We start from the raw sequence: 14,581 nt of genomic DNA, 5'->3' as shown, positions 1-14,581 counted from the left end.
ACCAACAGCCCCGGCAGACGCCTGCCGGGGTTTTCCCACGTTCAGGTGACATCATGACCGAGCAATCCCCCAACGACGTTTTCCACGCCTCTTCCTTCATGCAGGGGCATAACGCGGAATATCTGGAACAGCTTTACGCGCGCTACGCCGCCGACCCGAACGCGGTTGATGAGGCATGGCAGGCGTTCTTTCGGGCAATGGGCGACGCCGACCATGATGTGAAACGCGAGGCTGCTGGCCCAAGCTGGGCGCGCGCCGACTGGCCGCCCGCACCGTCGGACGAGCTGACCTCGGCCCTTGACGGGCAATGGCCTGCCGCCGTGGAAACCCGCGCTGCGGGTCAGAAGATCGCGGCCAAGGCCGCCGAGACCGGCGTCAAGGTCAGCGACGATCAGATCAAGCGCGCCGTGCTGGATTCCGTCCGCGCCCTGATGATCATCCGCGCCTACCGCATCCGGGGCCATCTGGCCGCCGATCTTGATCCGCTGGGCCTGCGCGAACCGACCCCGCATCCGGAGCTTGATCCGAAATCCTACGGCTTCACCGAGGCCGACATGGACCGGCCGATCTTCATCGACAACGTGCTGGGCCTGCAAATCGCGTCGATGCGGCAGATCCTCGACATCGTGAAGCGCACCTATTGCGGCACGTTTGCGCTGCAATACATGCACATCTCTGACCCCGAGCAGTCGGCATGGCTCAAGGAGCGGATCGAGGGTTTCGGCAAGGAAATCACCTTCACCCGCGAAGGGCGCCGCGCGATCCTGAACAAGCTGGTCGAGGCGGAAGGCTTCGAGAAATTCCTCCATGTCAAATACATGGGCACCAAGCGGTTCGGTCTGGATGGCGGCGAAAGCCTGATCCCCGCGATGGAGCAGATCATCAAGCGCGGCGGCAATCTGGGCGTCAAGGAAATCGTCATCGGCATGCCCCACCGGGGCCGTCTGTCGGTGCTCGCCAATGTGATGGGCAAACCCTACCGCGCGATCTTCAACGAATTCCAGGGCGGTAGCTTCAAGCCCGAGGACGTGGACGGATCAGGCGACGTGAAATACCACCTCGGCGCCTCCAGCGACCGCGAGTTCGACGGCAATTCCGTCCACCTGTCGCTGACCGCCAACCCCTCGCACCTCGAGGCCGTGAACCCGGTCGTGCTGGGCAAGGTCCGCGCCAAGCAGGCACAGATGAACGACACCGACCGCTCCAAGGTGCTGCCGGTGCTGCTGCACGGCGACGCGGCCTTTGCCGGTCAGGGCGTCGTGGCGGAATGTTTCGCCCTGTCGGGTCTGGTCGGTCACAAGACCGGCGGCACGATGCATATCGTGGTGAACAACCAGATCGGCTTCACCACCGCCCCGCATTTCAGCCGCTCCAGCCCCTATCCCACCGATAACGCGCTGGTTGTCGAAGCGCCGATCTTCCACGTCAACGGGGATGATCCCGAAGCCGTAGTCCATGCCGCCAAGGTGGCCACGGAATTCCGCCAGCTGTTCCACAAGGACGTGGTTCTGGACATCATCTGTTATCGCCGCTTCGGGCATAACGAAGGCGACGAGCCGATGTTCACCAACCCGATCATGTACAACAAGATCAAGAAGCAGAAGACCACGCTCAGCCTCTATACCGAGCGTCTGGTCAAGGACGGCCTGATCCCCGAAGGCGAGATCGAGGATATGAAGGCCGCCTTCCAGGCCAAGCTGAACGAGGAATTCGAGGCGGGCAAGGATTACAAACCCAACAAGGCCGACTGGCTGGACGGGCGTTGGTCGCATCTGGACCGGCGCGACCAGAAGAAATACCAGCGCGGCAAGACCGCCATCAAGCCCGAGACGATGGAGCAGATCGGCACCGCCCTGACCCGCGCACCCGATGGTTTCCCCATGCACAAGACGGTCGAACGTCTGCTGGAAACCCGCAAGAAGATGTTCGACACCGGCGAGGGCTTTGACTGGGCCACCGGCGAGGCGCTGGCCTTCGGCTCGCTTCTGCTGGAAGGCTACCCGGTCCGTCTGGCCGGGCAGGACAGCTCTCGCGGCACCTTCAGCCAGCGTCACTCGGCCCTGATCAATCAGGAGACCGAGGAACGCTACTACCCGCTGAACAACATCCGCGAAGGTCAGGCCCGCTACGAGGTCATCGACTCGATGCTGTCCGAATACGCGGTGCTGGGTTTCGAATACGGCTATTCGCTGTCCGAACCCAACGCGCTGGTGATGTGGGAAGCGCAGTTCGGCGATTTCGCCAACGGCGCGCAGATCATGTTCGACCAGTTCATCAGCTCGGGCGAAAGCAAATGGCTGCGGATGTCCGGCCTCGTCTGCCTGATGCCGCATGGCTACGAAGGCCAGGGCCCGGAACATTCCAGCGCCCGTCTGGAACGCTTCCTGCAAATGTGTGGACAGGACAACTGGATCGTCGCCAACTGCACGACGCCGGCCAACTATTTCCACATCCTGCGTCGCCAACTGCATCGCACGTTCCGCAAGCCGCTGATGCTGATGACGCCGAAATCCCTGCTGCGCCACAAGCTGGCCATCTCGGACGCGGCTGATTTCACCACCGGATCCAGCTTCCACCGGGTGCTGTGGGATGACGCCGAAAAGGGTCATTCCGACACCAAGCTGGCGGCGGATGACAAGATCAAGCGCGTCGTCATGTGCTCGGGCAAGGTCTATTACGACCTGCTCGAGGAACGCGACGCCCGCGGGATCGACGATATCTATCTGCTGCGGATCGAACAGTTCTACCCCTTCCCGGCCATGTCGCTGGTGCGCGAGTTGGAACGCTTCCCGCAGGCGGAAATGGTCTGGTGTCAGGAAGAGCCGAAAAATCAGGGCGCCTGGACCTTTGTCGAGCCGAATATCGAATGGGTTCTGGGCCGCATCAAGGCCAAGCATCTGCGCCCCGTCTATGTGGGCCGCGCCGCCAGCGCCTCGCCCGCGACGGGCCTGGCCTCGACCCACAAAGCACAACAACAGGCGCTGGTTGACGAAGCGCTGACCATCAAAGGGAACTAACCCATGACAACCGAAGTCCGCGTCCCCACCCTTGGCGAATCCGTGACCGAGGCCACGGTGGCCACATGGTTCAAGAAGCCGGGCGATCCGGTCGCCGCTGACGAGATGCTGTGCGAGCTGGAAACCGACAAGGTGACGGTCGAGGTCCCCGCCCCCGCCGCTGGCACGATGGGCGAGATCGTGGCCGAAGAAGGCGCGACCGTTGGCGTCGATGCGCTGCTGGCCACCATCAACGAAGGTGAGGCCGCTGCGCCCAAGCCCGCCGCGAAACCTGCCAAGGCCGAGGACAAGCCCGCCAAGGCGGGGAAATCCGACAGCGTCGACGTGATGGTCCCCTCTCTGGGCGAATCCGTGACCGAGGCGACTGTGTCGACTTGGTTCAAGAAAGTGGGCGACACCGTTGCGCAGGACGAAATGCTGTGCGAGCTGGAAACCGACAAGGTCAGCGTCGAGGTCCCCAGCCCCGCCGCAGGTGTTCTGGCGGAAATCGTGGCCCCGGAAGGCACCACCGTCGACGCCTCCGCGAAACTGGCGGTGATCTCGTCTTCGGGTGCGGCGCCTGCTGCCAAATCAGATGACAAACCCGCCGCCGCCCCGGCCCCGGCCGCTTCCGGCAAGGACGTCGAAGACGCCCCCGCCGCCAAGAAAGCCATGGCCGAAGCCGGCATCAGCCGCGACGCGGTAACAGGATCAGGCCGTGACGGACGCATCATGAAAGAAGACGTGCAGAAAGCCATCGCCGCAGGCACCAAAGCGGCCCCCGCAGCCGCGACCCCCGTCGCCACCGCGCCGCGCGCCCCCGTGCCCGCCGATGACGCCGCCCGCGAAGAGCGTGTCAAGATGACCCGCCTGCGCCAGACCATCGCGCGCCGCCTCAAGGACGCGCAGAACACCGCCGCCATGCTGACCACCTATAACGAGGTGGACATGACCGCGACGATGGATCTGCGCAAGGAATACAAGGACATCTTCGAGAAGAAACACGGCGTCAAACTGGGCTTCATGTCCTTCTTCGTGAAGGCCTGCTGCCATGCGCTCCGCGAAGTGCCCGAGGTGAACGCCGAAATCGACGGCACCGATGTGGTCTACAAGAACTTCGTCCATATGGGCGTGGCCGTGGGCACGCCCTCGGGCCTCGTCGTGCCTGTGGTGCGCGACGCCGATCAGATGAGCTTTGCCGCCATCGAGAAGAAGATCGCCGAACTGGGCGTCCGCGCCCGCGATGGCAAGCTGAGCATGGCCGAAATGCAGGGCGGCTCCTTCACCATCTCGAACGGCGGCGTCTATGGCTCGCTGATGTCCTCGCCCATCCTGAACCCCCCGCAGTCGGGTATTCTGGGCATGCACAAGATCCAGGACCGCCCCGTGGCGATCAACGGCCAGGTGGTGATCCGACCGATGATGTATCTGGCGCTGTCCTATGACCACCGGATCGTGGACGGCAAAGGCGCTGTGACCTTCCTCGTCCGCGTGAAAGAGGCGCTGGAAGATCCCCGCCGTCTGCTGATGGACCTTTGATCCCGTGATCCGAAGGGCGCGTGATCCGCGCGCCCTTCCCCCGCCCCGTTTGGTGCACCCTCTTATCTCCCGGTATCCCCCATGACCGCCGCATCGGACCAGACAGCCCTCGTCTCCTGCATGCGCAACGAGGGGCTCTTCATCCTTGAATGGCTGGCATATCATCAGGTGATCGGCTTCGATCAGGTGGTCGTGGTCAGCAATGATTGCACCGATGGTTCGGACAGGCTTCTGGATGCCTTGGCCGCCGCAGGCCACCTGACCCATATCCGCCAGAGCGTCCCGCCAGGCACCCCACCGCAGGACAGCGGCATGGCGCTGGTCCTTGACTGGGCGCGCGCGCAGAATGTCACTTGGCTTCTGCATATCGACAGTGACGAATTTCTGAACATCACCGCAGGTGACGGGCGCTTGCCCACCCTGATGGCAAACGCGTCAGAGGCCGATGTCGTCGCGATCCCGTGGCAATTGTTTGGTGATGCAGGCGTCACCGAATGGACCCCCGGCATGGCCGTCCTGCCCAGCTTCACCCGCGCCGAACCGCGCCCCGAACCGCGCGTGACCAAATCCAAATGCCTGTTCCGCGCCGCCAGCTTTGCCGCCGCCACCGATCACAACCCGCGTCATCCGCTGGTGGACAGCCCCGTTGTCGTCAACCCGGATGGCACGCCGCTGCACGCGGCCAGCCTCTATCAGGACCGCTCCAGCCGCTTCCGCCCGCATGATCTGGCCGCCTCCAACGCGACAGCCCGGATCAACCACTATGCCGTCAAATCCCGCGATCTCTTCATGATGAAGAACGACCGTGGCGACGGGCAGGGCAAGACCGATCAGACCAAATATCACCTCGGCTCGAACTGGCACCGAAGCGCCAACAAGAACGATGTCGAGGATCGCACGATCCTGCGCCACTGGCCCGCAACCGAAGCCCGCATGGCGGCCCTCCGGCAAGACCCCGCCACCGCCGCCGCGGAAAAAGCCTGTTTCGACTGGTTCACCACCCGCAAATCCGCCATCCTGACGCCCGAGGCTCTGGCCCTCTGGACCCGCCGCGAAAGGCCGCAGACATGACGCAGACCATGACCCCCGAACTGACCGCCCTCGCCCTTGCGGGCCTGCTGCAAGTCATCCAGTTCATGCTGATGTCGATCCCCGCCAATCTGGAACTGGGACCGGGCAAGACGCTGGGCCCCCGCGATCCCGACCGTCTGGGCAAGCCGCTGATCGAACAGGTCAGCCCCCGCACGGGCCGCCTGTTCCGCGCGCTCAACAACCATTTCGAGGGGCTGATCCTCTTCACCCTCGCCGTGGTCGTGGTCACTCTTTCAGACCAGTCCAGCCCCTTCACCGCCGCCTGTGCATGGACCTATCTTGTCGCGCGCGTGCTCTATGTGCCCGCCTATGCCTTCGGCCTTGTGCCATGGCGCTCCCTCATCTGGATAGTGGGTTTTTCCGCCACCACCCTCATGCTGCTGGCGGCGCTTGTCTGATGCCCATGCCGCAGCACATCCCCTCGCCATTCACACGATCTTAAGGAGATTTCCCCATGGCAAGCTATGACGTGATCATCATCGGTGCTGGCCCCGGCGGCTATGTCGCCGCCATCCGCTGCGCCCAACTGGGCCTCAAGACCGCCTGTGTCGAAGGCCGCGCCACCCTTGGCGGCACCTGCCTCAACGTCGGCTGCATCCCCTCCAAGGCGCTGCTCCATGCCAGCCACATGCTGCACGAGGCCGAGCATAACTTCGCCAAGATGGGCCTCAAGGGGAAATCCCCCTCGGTCGACTGGAAGCAGATGCTGGCCTACAAGGATGAAACCGTCGAGGGCAACACCAAGGGCATCGAATTCCTCTTCAAGAAGAACAAGGTGGACTGGCTGAAAGGCTGGGGCTCGATCCCCGAAGCAGGCAAGGTCAAGGTCGGCGACGAGGTGCATGAGGCGAAAAACATCGTCATCGCCACCGGCTCCGAACCCGCCAGCCTGCCCGGCGTGACGGTGGACGAAGAGATCGTCGTCACCTCGACCGGTGCGCTGACGCTGGGCAAGATCCCGAAAACCATGGTCGTGATCGGCGCGGGCGTGATCGGCCTTGAACTGGGATCGGTCTACGCGCGTCTTGGCACCGAAGTGACGGTTGTTGAATATCTGGATGCGATCACGCCCGGCATGGATGCCGAGGTGCAGAAAACCTTCCAGCGTATGCTGACCAAACAGGGCCTGACCTTCGTGATGGGGGCCGCCGTGCAGGGTGTCGAAACGCTCAAGACCAAGGCCAAGGTCACCTACAAGCTGCGCAAGGATGACAGCGAACACGTGCTGGATGCCGATTGCGTGCTGGTCGCCACGGGGCGCAAACCCTTTACCGACGGGTTGGGTCTGACTGATCTGGGCATCGAGACCTCGAAGCGCGGCCAGATCCAGACCGACGCCCATTGGCAGACCAATGTCAAAGGCATCTACGCCATCGGCGACGCCATCGACGGCCCGATGCTGGCGCACAAGGCCGAGGACGAGGGCATGGCCGTGGCCGAAGTGCTTGCAGGCAAACATGGCCATGTGAATTACGGCGTGATCCCCGGCGTGATCTACACCCACCCCGAGGTCGCGAATGTCGGCAAGACCGAACAGCAGCTCAAGGAAGAAGGCATCGCCTACAAGGTCGGCAAATTCTCCTTCATGGGCAACGCACGGGCCAAGGCGATGTTCCAGGGCGACGGTTTCGTCAAGATCCTCGCCGACAAGCAGACCGACCGCATCCTTGGCGCGCATATCATCGGCCCTTCGGCCGGCGATCTGATCCACGAGATCTGCGTCGCGATGGAATTCGGCGCCTCAGCCCAGGACCTCGCCCTCACCTGCCACGCCCACCCGACCGTGTCCGAAGCGGTGCGCGAAGCCGCGCTGGCCTGCGGTGACGGCCCGATCCACGCCTGATCCAACCAAAGCAAAAGGGGGCCGCGTGGCCCCCTTTCTCATGTCGGGCCATCCTGCCCTTCATCTTGCCAAAAATACTCGAAATCCCACGCCTACCACAGCGCCGCGAGTGACCGTTTCTCCCAGTCGGCATCGAAATCGCCGCCACCCATCTCGCCTGCCGTGACATCCGCCAGAATATCCCCAAGGCTGGGCAGCCCCGCCGCATCATCACGCGCCCATATGCCCGAGCGCATCACGGCGCGCGAACATTGCGCATAAACCTCGGCCAGCCGCACCACGATCACGGTCGCAGGCTCCACGCCATCGCGTCCGAAGCTGCTCCGCAGCCCGGCATCCGCCGTCAGCTTGGCCTGCCCGTTCACGCGCACCATGATCTGCGATCCGGGCACCAGAAAGATCAGCGAGATCCGTCCGTCCGTCACGATATTGCGCAAGCTGTCCAGCCGGTTGTTGCCGCGCCAGTCAGGCATGGCCAGCGTCTTGGGGTCCAGCACGCGCACCACCGGGCCATCGTCGCCGCGCGGGCTGCCATCGGTGCCGCCCGTCCCCACGGTCGAGACGATGCAGAAGCGCGACGCCTCGATCCAGCGGCGATAGCTGGGCGTCAGATGCTGCGCCACCTTGCGCTGCGAGCCGACAGAGGCGGGGCCATAGAGCGCCTCCAGCCCCTCGATCCGGTCGATGAACTCCATCTCACGCCTCCTTCAAAGATGCCCGCGCCTCGGCGATCAGACGGTCCGAGGCCTCCTCGACCTCCGCCTCCAGCCGCGCCATGAACTCCGCCCGCTCCAGCCCCGGCGGGATCAGCGGCAGGAATTCCACCACCGCCAGACCGGGCTTGCGATAGATGCCCGTGCGCGGCCAGAACACGCCCACATTCGTGGCAACCGGCGCGCAATCCTGCCCCATCTGTTCATAAAGCGCGCCTGTCCCGATCTTGTAGGGCGCCTTGACGCCGGGGGCCACGCGGGTGCCTTGGCTATAGATGATCAACTGCCCCGCCGCCTGATGGCCCGATGCCACATCGGCCAGCATCTTCTTGATCGCCGCGCCCCGCTTGCCGCGGTTCACCGGCACGCAGCCCAACCGATAGGCATAAAGCCCGATCACCGGCGTCCAGAGGATCTCGCGCTTCATGATGAAGATCGCAGCGGGCAGCGCGTTGAAGATCATCAGGATATCCAGAAACGACTGGTGCTTGGCCGCGATCAGCGCCCCTTGCGCGGGCGCTGTGCCGCGCACCTCGCAGCGCAAACCCACCATCCAGCGCGCCGTCCAGAAGACCCAGCGGCAATAGGCCTTGCAGCCGCGCCGCGCCCCTTCGGGCGACAGGATCGCACCGGGCAGATAGATCAGCCCGATCACCAGCATCATCGCATACATCTGCACGACAAAGACGAAAGAGCGCAGCCAGCGCCATGCGTAAGCCATCAGGACAACTCCCTCAGCGTGCGTTGGGCGGCGTGGCGCGTGGCGGCAAAGGCCACGGCAGCCCCCAGCGGTGGAATGACCAAGGGCCAGATCCAGTGCCAGCCCTGAAACCCGAGACCCGTCAGAAACCCGGCCTCGGTCTGCGCCGATGGCAGGATCAGCACGGCGATCATGCCCAGCACCGTCCCTGCGGCAGCCCCGCCCAGCGCGCGCAGGGTGAAACGGCGCACGAAGGCCTGCGCGATATAGGCGTCACGCGCCCCCACCAGCCGCAGCACCGCGATCACCTGCGCATTGGCAGCCAGCGCCGCCTGCGCGGCCAGCGTGATCATCGCCGCGGTCGCCGCGCCGATCAAAGCGATGGACAACCATCCCAAAAGGCGCAGGCGGTCAGCCGCCATCACCAGGGGCCGCCGCCAGCGGGTGTGGTCGTCCAGCACCGCGCCCGGCACTTCGGCGGACAGGCGCAGGCGCAGACCTGCGGCGTCATAGCCGGTCTCATCTTCGATCACCTCGATCAGCTGCGGGATGGGCAGGCTTTCGACCGGCAGATCGGGGCCGAACCACGGCTCCAGCAGGGCGCGTTGCTCCTCGTCGGACAGGGCGCGGGCCGAGGCGACGCCGGGTGTCGTCTCCAGCACGCGCAGCGCGGCGGTGGTCTGCGCCTCGCGCTGATCCATCGGGGCCGAGATCCGCAGGGTCGAGGCGCGGGCCAACTCGTCGCTCCAGCGATCCGCCAGACGCCCCGTCGCCAGCGACAGCGCCAGCGCGAAAACCGTCAGAAACGCCATGGCGGCCGCCACAAAAACGGTCAGCCGTGCCGTAAAGCCGGTGGGCGGCACCAGCCGGTCGGCCTGCACGTCCCCGGCCAGAAATGCGGTGATGCGGGTCAGGTCGGGTGTCACAGATCCGCCCCCGCTGTATGCAACCGGCGCTGCGAGATCCGCAGCACCCGCGCCTGCACCTGGCTTTTGGCGGCGCGGATCAGGTTCATGTCATGGGTCGCGATCATGATCGTCTTGCCCATCCGGTTCAGCTCGACCAGCAATTGCAACAGGCGTTGCGACATCTCCCAGTCGATATTTCCGGTGGGCTCATCGGCAAGGATCACTTCGGGCGACATGATGACGGCGCGGGCCAGCGCGGCACGCTGCCGCTCGCCCCCCGACAATTCAGCAGGCAGGGCACCGGCCCGCTTGCTCAGCCCGACCCAGTTCAGAAGTTCCGACAGGTTCTCGGACTCGTCGGTGCGGTCCCGTCCCGACACGATCAGCGGCAGCGCGACATTGTCGGCCACCGGCAGATGATCCAGAAACTGCACGTCCTGATGCACCACCCCGATCCGCCGCCGCGCCAGCGCCACATCATCGCGCGACATGTCCCGCACATCCGCGCCGAACATGCGGACATGTCCGGCCGTCGGCAGCAAGGCCCCGTAGCACAGCTTGAGGAAGGTCGTCTTGCCCGCCCCCGAGGGGCCGGTCAGGAAATGAAACGATCCCGGCGACAGGGTCAGGGAAATGTCGCTTAGCAACTCCCCCCCGCCATAGCTCATGGCGACTTGTTCCAGTTCGATCACGGGCGATCCCTTTTCTGCTCTGCACCCTCTTGCCCCAACACGGGCACTGTTGCAATCAGGACGGTGTTTCTGGCCAGTGCGACCTTTGCACTTTTCCGCCAGTGGTTTACACCATATGGTAGATCAAGCACAGCGCAGGCCGCGGTCAGGTTTGCGGCTCAGGTCAGATATCAGACCCGGCAGGGAACACGATGCGATTGATTTGCCCGAATTGCGGCGCACAGTACGAAGTGCCAGAGAGCGTCATCCCCGAAACCGGGCGTGACGTGCAATGCTCCAGTTGCGGACACACATGGTTCCAAAGTCATCCGCAGCATGACAGCGCGGCGCAGGCGTCCAATGACGCCCCGGACGGGGAAGATCTGTGGGACGATGCAGACGATGATGATGACGAAAGCCTCTTTGGCGACGACGATCGTGACGGCTCACGGCCTGCAACGCGCGCCGATGCGCCGCCCTCCGCAACACAGGAGGATGAGGCAGAGGATGAGTGGGAAGGGTTTCCCAGCGATCCCGGCCTGACCGACACGCCCCGGCCCGCGGCGGGACTGGTGCCCGATCCCGAAGACCCGGTGTCGCGCCTGCCCGAGGTCGAGGAAGACGATTACGAGGAAGATCCCGCCCGCGATCTCCCCCCTCCGCGGCGCGGTCTGGACACTTCCGTGGCCGACCTTCTGCGCGAGGAGGCCGAGCGCGAGGCCCGCGCCCGCGCCGCCGAACGTGGACCCGGACTCGAGAGCCAGCCGGATCTTGGGCTGGACAGCGGCCCGGCCAAGCCTGCGGCACCGGACGAGGATGCGCTGCGCCGTCAGGAAGAAGCCCGGATGCGGATGGCCCGCCTGCGCGGCGAAGACCCGGTCGTTGAACGACCCGCAACCACGCCGCCCCCCGCACCGCCCGCCCCACGCCAGCCACAGCCGGATGATGACCGTATCGCTGCCGCCGCCGCCGCTGCCGTGGCGGATTCCCGGCGGGGTCTGCTGCCCGATATCGAAGAGATCAACTCAAGCCTGCGTTCGACCTCGGATCGCCGCCCGGCGCGGGCAGACGATCACGACACGCCCGGTCAGTCCGCCGATCCCCGCAATGAGGTGACGCCTGAGGGCAATCGCGGTTTCAGTCGCGGCTTCTCGGTGACCTTCCTGATCGCGATGCTGCTGCTGGCGCTCTACATCTTCGCGCCCGCTCTGGTCGAGACCCTGCCCGCCGCCGCCCCAGCCGTCGATGCCTATGTCGCCGCCGTCGATCAGTTGCGCCTTGCGCTGGACGCACAGGTGCAGAACCTGTCGCGCTGGCTGGCCGAGGTGGCCGGCAGCACGGGCTGACCCGCGCATCCCCCATGTTAAGGCAAAAAGGGCGGTCCCATCACCGGGCCGCCCTTTGCTCTTCTCCACGCCGCACTTGTCCCGAGGCAGATCCTCAGAACCGCTCCAGCAGACGCTTGAGGTAATCCAGTTCCTCATCCGGCCGCTCACCCTCACCGGAACGACGGCGGATTTCGTCCAACAGGTCGCGGGCACGACGATAGACATCTTCACCCTGCAACAGGTTCTCGTCAGTGCCGGTCTGCCCGCTCGTGCCGCTGTTGCGGCCCAGCGGGTCGCGCCGCTCGCCACCGGCGCTGCCCATCTGCTGACCGTCGCCACCACGTTCCTGCCGCTCCGCCTCGGCCAAAGCCTCGCCCATGTTGCGCATCCCATCGCGCAGGGCATCCATCGCCTCGGCCTGACGGTCTATCGCCTCGGGCAGGTCATTGCCGCGCAGCGCCTGCTCCGCCCCGTCCATGGCGCGCCCCGCCCGGTCCAGCGCCTCGCGCGCCGCCTCTCCGGCCTCGCCGCCGACACCGGGCAGATTGCCGCGCTGCCGGTTCAATTCGTTACGCAAGGCACGCTGACGGTCGGCCAATGAGCCTTGGGCATCACCCTGCCCATTGCCCTGCTGGTCGGCACGGTCCTGCCCTTGGCCCTGACCCTGACCTTGACCCGGCTGCTGGCCCTGACCGGGCTGCTGACCCTGGCCCTGCTGTTGTCCTTGCCCCTGCTGGCCGGGCTGCTGGCCCTGCCCCTGCTGGCCAGGCTGTTGCCCCGGCTGCTGGCCCTGCTGGCCACCGGGGTTAAACTGTTCCTGCAAGTCGCGGAAGGCCTGATCCGACAGGCCCTGCTGATCGCGCAGCGTCTCGGCCAATCCCTCCATCGCCTGCTGGCCGGGGGATTGCTGCCCCTGCCCGCCCTGGCCTTGGGTGACCTGCATGTTCTCCATCAGCCGCTGCAATTCCTCCAATGCCTGCTGCGCCTCGGCCATGCGGCCCTGTTCCATCAACTCCTGAATCCGGTCCATCATGGCCTGCAGGTCGTCCTGACCCATCGTCATGCTGCCCTCGGCCATCTCCTGCGGGTCCTGCATCGTGCCATCGCGCATCGCCTGCTGCGCCAGCTGGTTCATGTAATCCTGCGTGGCGTCGCGCAATTCCTGCATCAACTCGGCAATTTCCTCATCCGAGGCGCCATTCTTCATCGCCTCCGACAACCGCTCCTGCGCGCGCTGCAACCGCTCCAGCGCGTCACCCAGATCGCCCTCTTCCAGCAGCAGCGCCAGATCCCACAGCGCCTGCGCGATCTCGTCGCGCTGCTCGGACTTCAGCCCATAATCCGTCATCGCTTCCAGCCGCCGCAGGATCACCCGCAGCCGCAGATAGGCGGTCTCGGACCGGAACAACCCTTCCTCGGGGCGATGCGACAGGGTGCGGATCACCTGCGCCACGCGCGGCGCGTTGTCCACCGACCACAACAGATCGCGCCGCTGCTCGATCACCGCATTGGCCAGCGGGTCAAAGAACCGCCGCGCGGGCAGGTTCATCTGTTCCGCGCCGCTATCGCCCTGCAACCCCGCTGCATCGTTGACGGACAACTCGACCTTGACTGGCAGGTTCGCCCAAGGATGCTGCGACAGGTTCTCGACCAGCGTCTCGGAAAACGCGGCGCGATTGCCCGTGATCGGCATCGGCAGGTCCAGCACGATCGCCTCGCGCGGCTCCGGTTCTGCCACAAGCCCATGGCGGCGCGGGATCGCTTCCAGATCCAGCGTGATCCGCGCCTGCCCGCCCAGAATGCCGTAATCATCCGACGCGGTGAAAGGCAGGGTCATCTGCCCTTCGGCCCGCGCCTGCGCCAAAGCCTGCATCTGATCGGCTCCAGCCTGCTCCGGGTTGCCAAAGGCCACACGCGGCGGCGCATCGGGGCGCATCTCGACCTGCCAGTCGCGCCCGCCGGGGCCCATGATCGACAGGGTGCCCGACCGTGTCACGGTGAAATCCTGCGCCGGCGCGGCGGGATCGGCCACCTCGGCCCCCACCGCCTCGGCCAGATCCTGCGTCACGCTCAGCGCGCCCAACTCCCCGTAAAGGCGCAGAGTGATACGGCTGCCCTGCGGCACCTCAAGACTGTCAGAAGTCTGATCCGCCAGATACAGCGTCGGCTGCCCGGTATAGGCAGGCGGCTCGATCCAGCCTTCCCATGTGGGGCCACCCACTGCCGCCTGACCGCCACCGGGCGTCATCTCGGATACCGAACCGACCCGCAGGATCGACCCGAACAGCACCGCCACCGCCAGCGCCAGCAACGCCACATAGCGCGTGGCAAAGGGATCACGCGGGGCCATGTCCAGATCGGGGGCCACCGGTCGCGCTGTCGCGGCCCGCGCCGCCATGCGCGCCTGATGCGCCTGCCAGACCGCGACGGACGCGGCATCAGAGCCGCCGATCGCCTGACTGTCCAGCACAGCGGAAATCGGCCGCCCGGGCAGGCTTGCATCCAGCCGCGCAAGCGCCTCGGCCCGGGTGGGCCAGCGGAACCGCAGCACACCCCGCAGGCCAGTCACCACAACCCCAAGTCCCGCAGCAAAGATACCGGCCCAGACCGCCTCGACAGGCAGGCTGTCATGCAACCCCAGCATCAAAGCCGCCAGCACCAGCACCACAACCGTCCACAAAGGCCAGAACGCCTGCCACACCCGCTCGGCCAGAAGGCCCGCGCGGGTCAGGAACAGGGGCCAGCGCAGCCGTGCAAGCAGGGTCTGTGGGGTTTCGGTCATACGATCATC

The 14,581-nt window shown here is 65.4% G+C and carries 11 protein-coding genes; 6 read left to right on the top strand and 5 right to left on the bottom strand.

Annotation, left to right across the window (positions count from 1 at the left end):
• Positions 1-53 precede the first annotated feature (53 nt).
• The 5 genes from PVW27_RS03705 to lpdA all read left to right on the top strand — a co-directional run bounded on the left by PVW27_RS03705 (position 54) and on the right by lpdA (position 7,470).
• On the top strand, positions 54-3,017 hold the full coding sequence (locus tag PVW27_RS03705; RefSeq protein ID WP_274555202.1) for a 2-oxoglutarate dehydrogenase E1 component: 2,964 nt from the start codon (positions 54-56) through the stop codon (positions 3,015-3,017).
• A gap of 3 nt (positions 3,018-3,020) precedes the next feature.
• Positions 3,021-4,535: a 2-oxoglutarate dehydrogenase complex dihydrolipoyllysine-residue succinyltransferase gene (odhB, locus tag PVW27_RS03700; RefSeq protein ID WP_274555201.1), complete on the top strand. Its 1,515-nt coding sequence runs from the start codon at positions 3,021-3,023 to the stop codon at positions 4,533-4,535.
• Between the two features lie 81 nt (positions 4,536-4,616).
• Positions 4,617-5,606 carry a glycosyltransferase family 2 protein gene (locus tag PVW27_RS03695; protein ID WP_274555200.1) on the top strand — a complete coding sequence of 330 codons (990 nt, stop codon included), beginning with the start codon at positions 4,617-4,619 and terminating at the stop codon, positions 5,604-5,606.
• A gap of 8 nt (positions 5,607-5,614) precedes the next feature.
• Entirely contained in the window at positions 5,615-6,025 is a 411-nt protein-coding gene (locus tag PVW27_RS03690) for an MAPEG family protein (protein WP_274555433.1), read from the top strand.
• 56 nt (positions 6,026-6,081) lie between these two features.
• On the top strand, positions 6,082-7,470 hold the full coding sequence (gene lpdA, locus PVW27_RS03685) for a dihydrolipoyl dehydrogenase (RefSeq protein WP_274555199.1): 1,389 nt from the start codon (positions 6,082-6,084) through the stop codon (positions 7,468-7,470).
• A 92-nt stretch (positions 7,471-7,562) separates the two neighbouring features.
• On the opposite strand, the gene PVW27_RS03680 is transcribed toward lpdA, so the two are convergent.
• Genes PVW27_RS03680 through PVW27_RS03665 form a run of 4 tightly spaced genes read right to left on the bottom strand, consistent with a single transcriptional unit; the run spans position 7,563 to position 10,483 of the window.
• Positions 7,563-8,165 carry an MSMEG_1061 family FMN-dependent PPOX-type flavoprotein gene (locus PVW27_RS03680; protein ID WP_274555197.1) on the bottom strand — a complete coding sequence of 201 codons (603 nt, stop codon included), beginning with the start codon at positions 8,163-8,165 and terminating at the stop codon, positions 7,563-7,565.
• Between the two features lies 1 nt (position 8,166).
• The gene (locus PVW27_RS03675; RefSeq protein WP_274555195.1) at positions 8,167-8,904 is read right to left on the bottom strand and encodes a lysophospholipid acyltransferase family protein; all 738 of its coding nucleotides are present in this window, start codon (positions 8,902-8,904) and stop codon (positions 8,167-8,169) included.
• Complete coding sequence (locus tag PVW27_RS03670; RefSeq protein WP_274555193.1) at positions 8,904-9,809, bottom strand: cell division protein FtsX; 906 nt, start codon at positions 9,807-9,809, stop codon at positions 8,904-8,906. Before PVW27_RS03670 ends, PVW27_RS03675 begins: the two co-directional genes overlap by 1 nt.
• A complete protein-coding gene (locus PVW27_RS03665; RefSeq protein ID WP_274555191.1) occupies positions 9,806-10,483 on the bottom strand; it encodes a cell division ATP-binding protein FtsE in 678 nt (225 codons plus the stop codon). Before PVW27_RS03665 ends, PVW27_RS03670 begins: the two co-directional genes overlap by 4 nt.
• 191 nt (positions 10,484-10,674) lie before the next feature.
• On the opposite strand from PVW27_RS03665, the gene PVW27_RS03660 reads away from it, so the two are divergent.
• Complete coding sequence (locus PVW27_RS03660; RefSeq protein WP_274555189.1) at positions 10,675-11,808, top strand: zinc-ribbon domain-containing protein; 1,134 nt, start codon at positions 10,675-10,677, stop codon at positions 11,806-11,808.
• A 94-nt stretch (positions 11,809-11,902) separates the two neighbouring features.
• Here PVW27_RS03660 and PVW27_RS03655 read toward each other — a convergent pair whose 3' ends face one another.
• On the bottom strand, positions 11,903-14,572 hold the full coding sequence (locus PVW27_RS03655) for a TIGR02302 family protein (RefSeq protein ID WP_274555187.1): 2,670 nt from the start codon (positions 14,570-14,572) through the stop codon (positions 11,903-11,905).
• Between the last annotated feature and the right edge of the window lie 9 nt (positions 14,573-14,581).

The sequence above is a fragment of the Seohaeicola sp. 4SK31 genome (assembly GCF_028802875.1).
Lineage (GTDB): Bacteria > Pseudomonadota > Alphaproteobacteria > Rhodobacterales > Rhodobacteraceae > Seohaeicola.
Note: the sequence above shows the minus strand (reverse complement) of the source record. Positions and strands in the feature narration are given on the sequence as shown.

Coding starts and splice junctions, on each gene's coding strand:
- PVW27_RS03695 (WP_274555200.1), top strand. CDS start 4,617: ATGACCGCCGCATCGGACCAGACAGCCCTCGTCTCCTGCATGCGCAAC.
- lpdA (WP_274555199.1), top strand. CDS start 6,082: ATGGCAAGCTATGACGTGATCATCATCGGTGCTGGCCCCGGCGGCTAT.
- PVW27_RS03655 (WP_274555187.1), bottom strand. CDS start 14,572: ATGACCGAAACCCCACAGACCCTGCTTGCACGGCTGCGCTGGCCCCTG.
- odhB (WP_274555201.1), top strand. CDS start 3,021: ATGACAACCGAAGTCCGCGTCCCCACCCTTGGCGAATCCGTGACCGAG.
- PVW27_RS03680 (WP_274555197.1), bottom strand. CDS start 8,165: ATGGAGTTCATCGACCGGATCGAGGGGCTGGAGGCGCTCTATGGCCCC.
- PVW27_RS03675 (WP_274555195.1), bottom strand. CDS start 8,904: ATGGCTTACGCATGGCGCTGGCTGCGCTCTTTCGTCTTTGTCGTGCAG.
- PVW27_RS03705 (WP_274555202.1), top strand. CDS start 54: ATGACCGAGCAATCCCCCAACGACGTTTTCCACGCCTCTTCCTTCATG.
- PVW27_RS03660 (WP_274555189.1), top strand. CDS start 10,675: ATGCGATTGATTTGCCCGAATTGCGGCGCACAGTACGAAGTGCCAGAG.
- PVW27_RS03690 (WP_274555433.1), top strand. CDS start 5,615: ATGACCCCCGAACTGACCGCCCTCGCCCTTGCGGGCCTGCTGCAAGTC.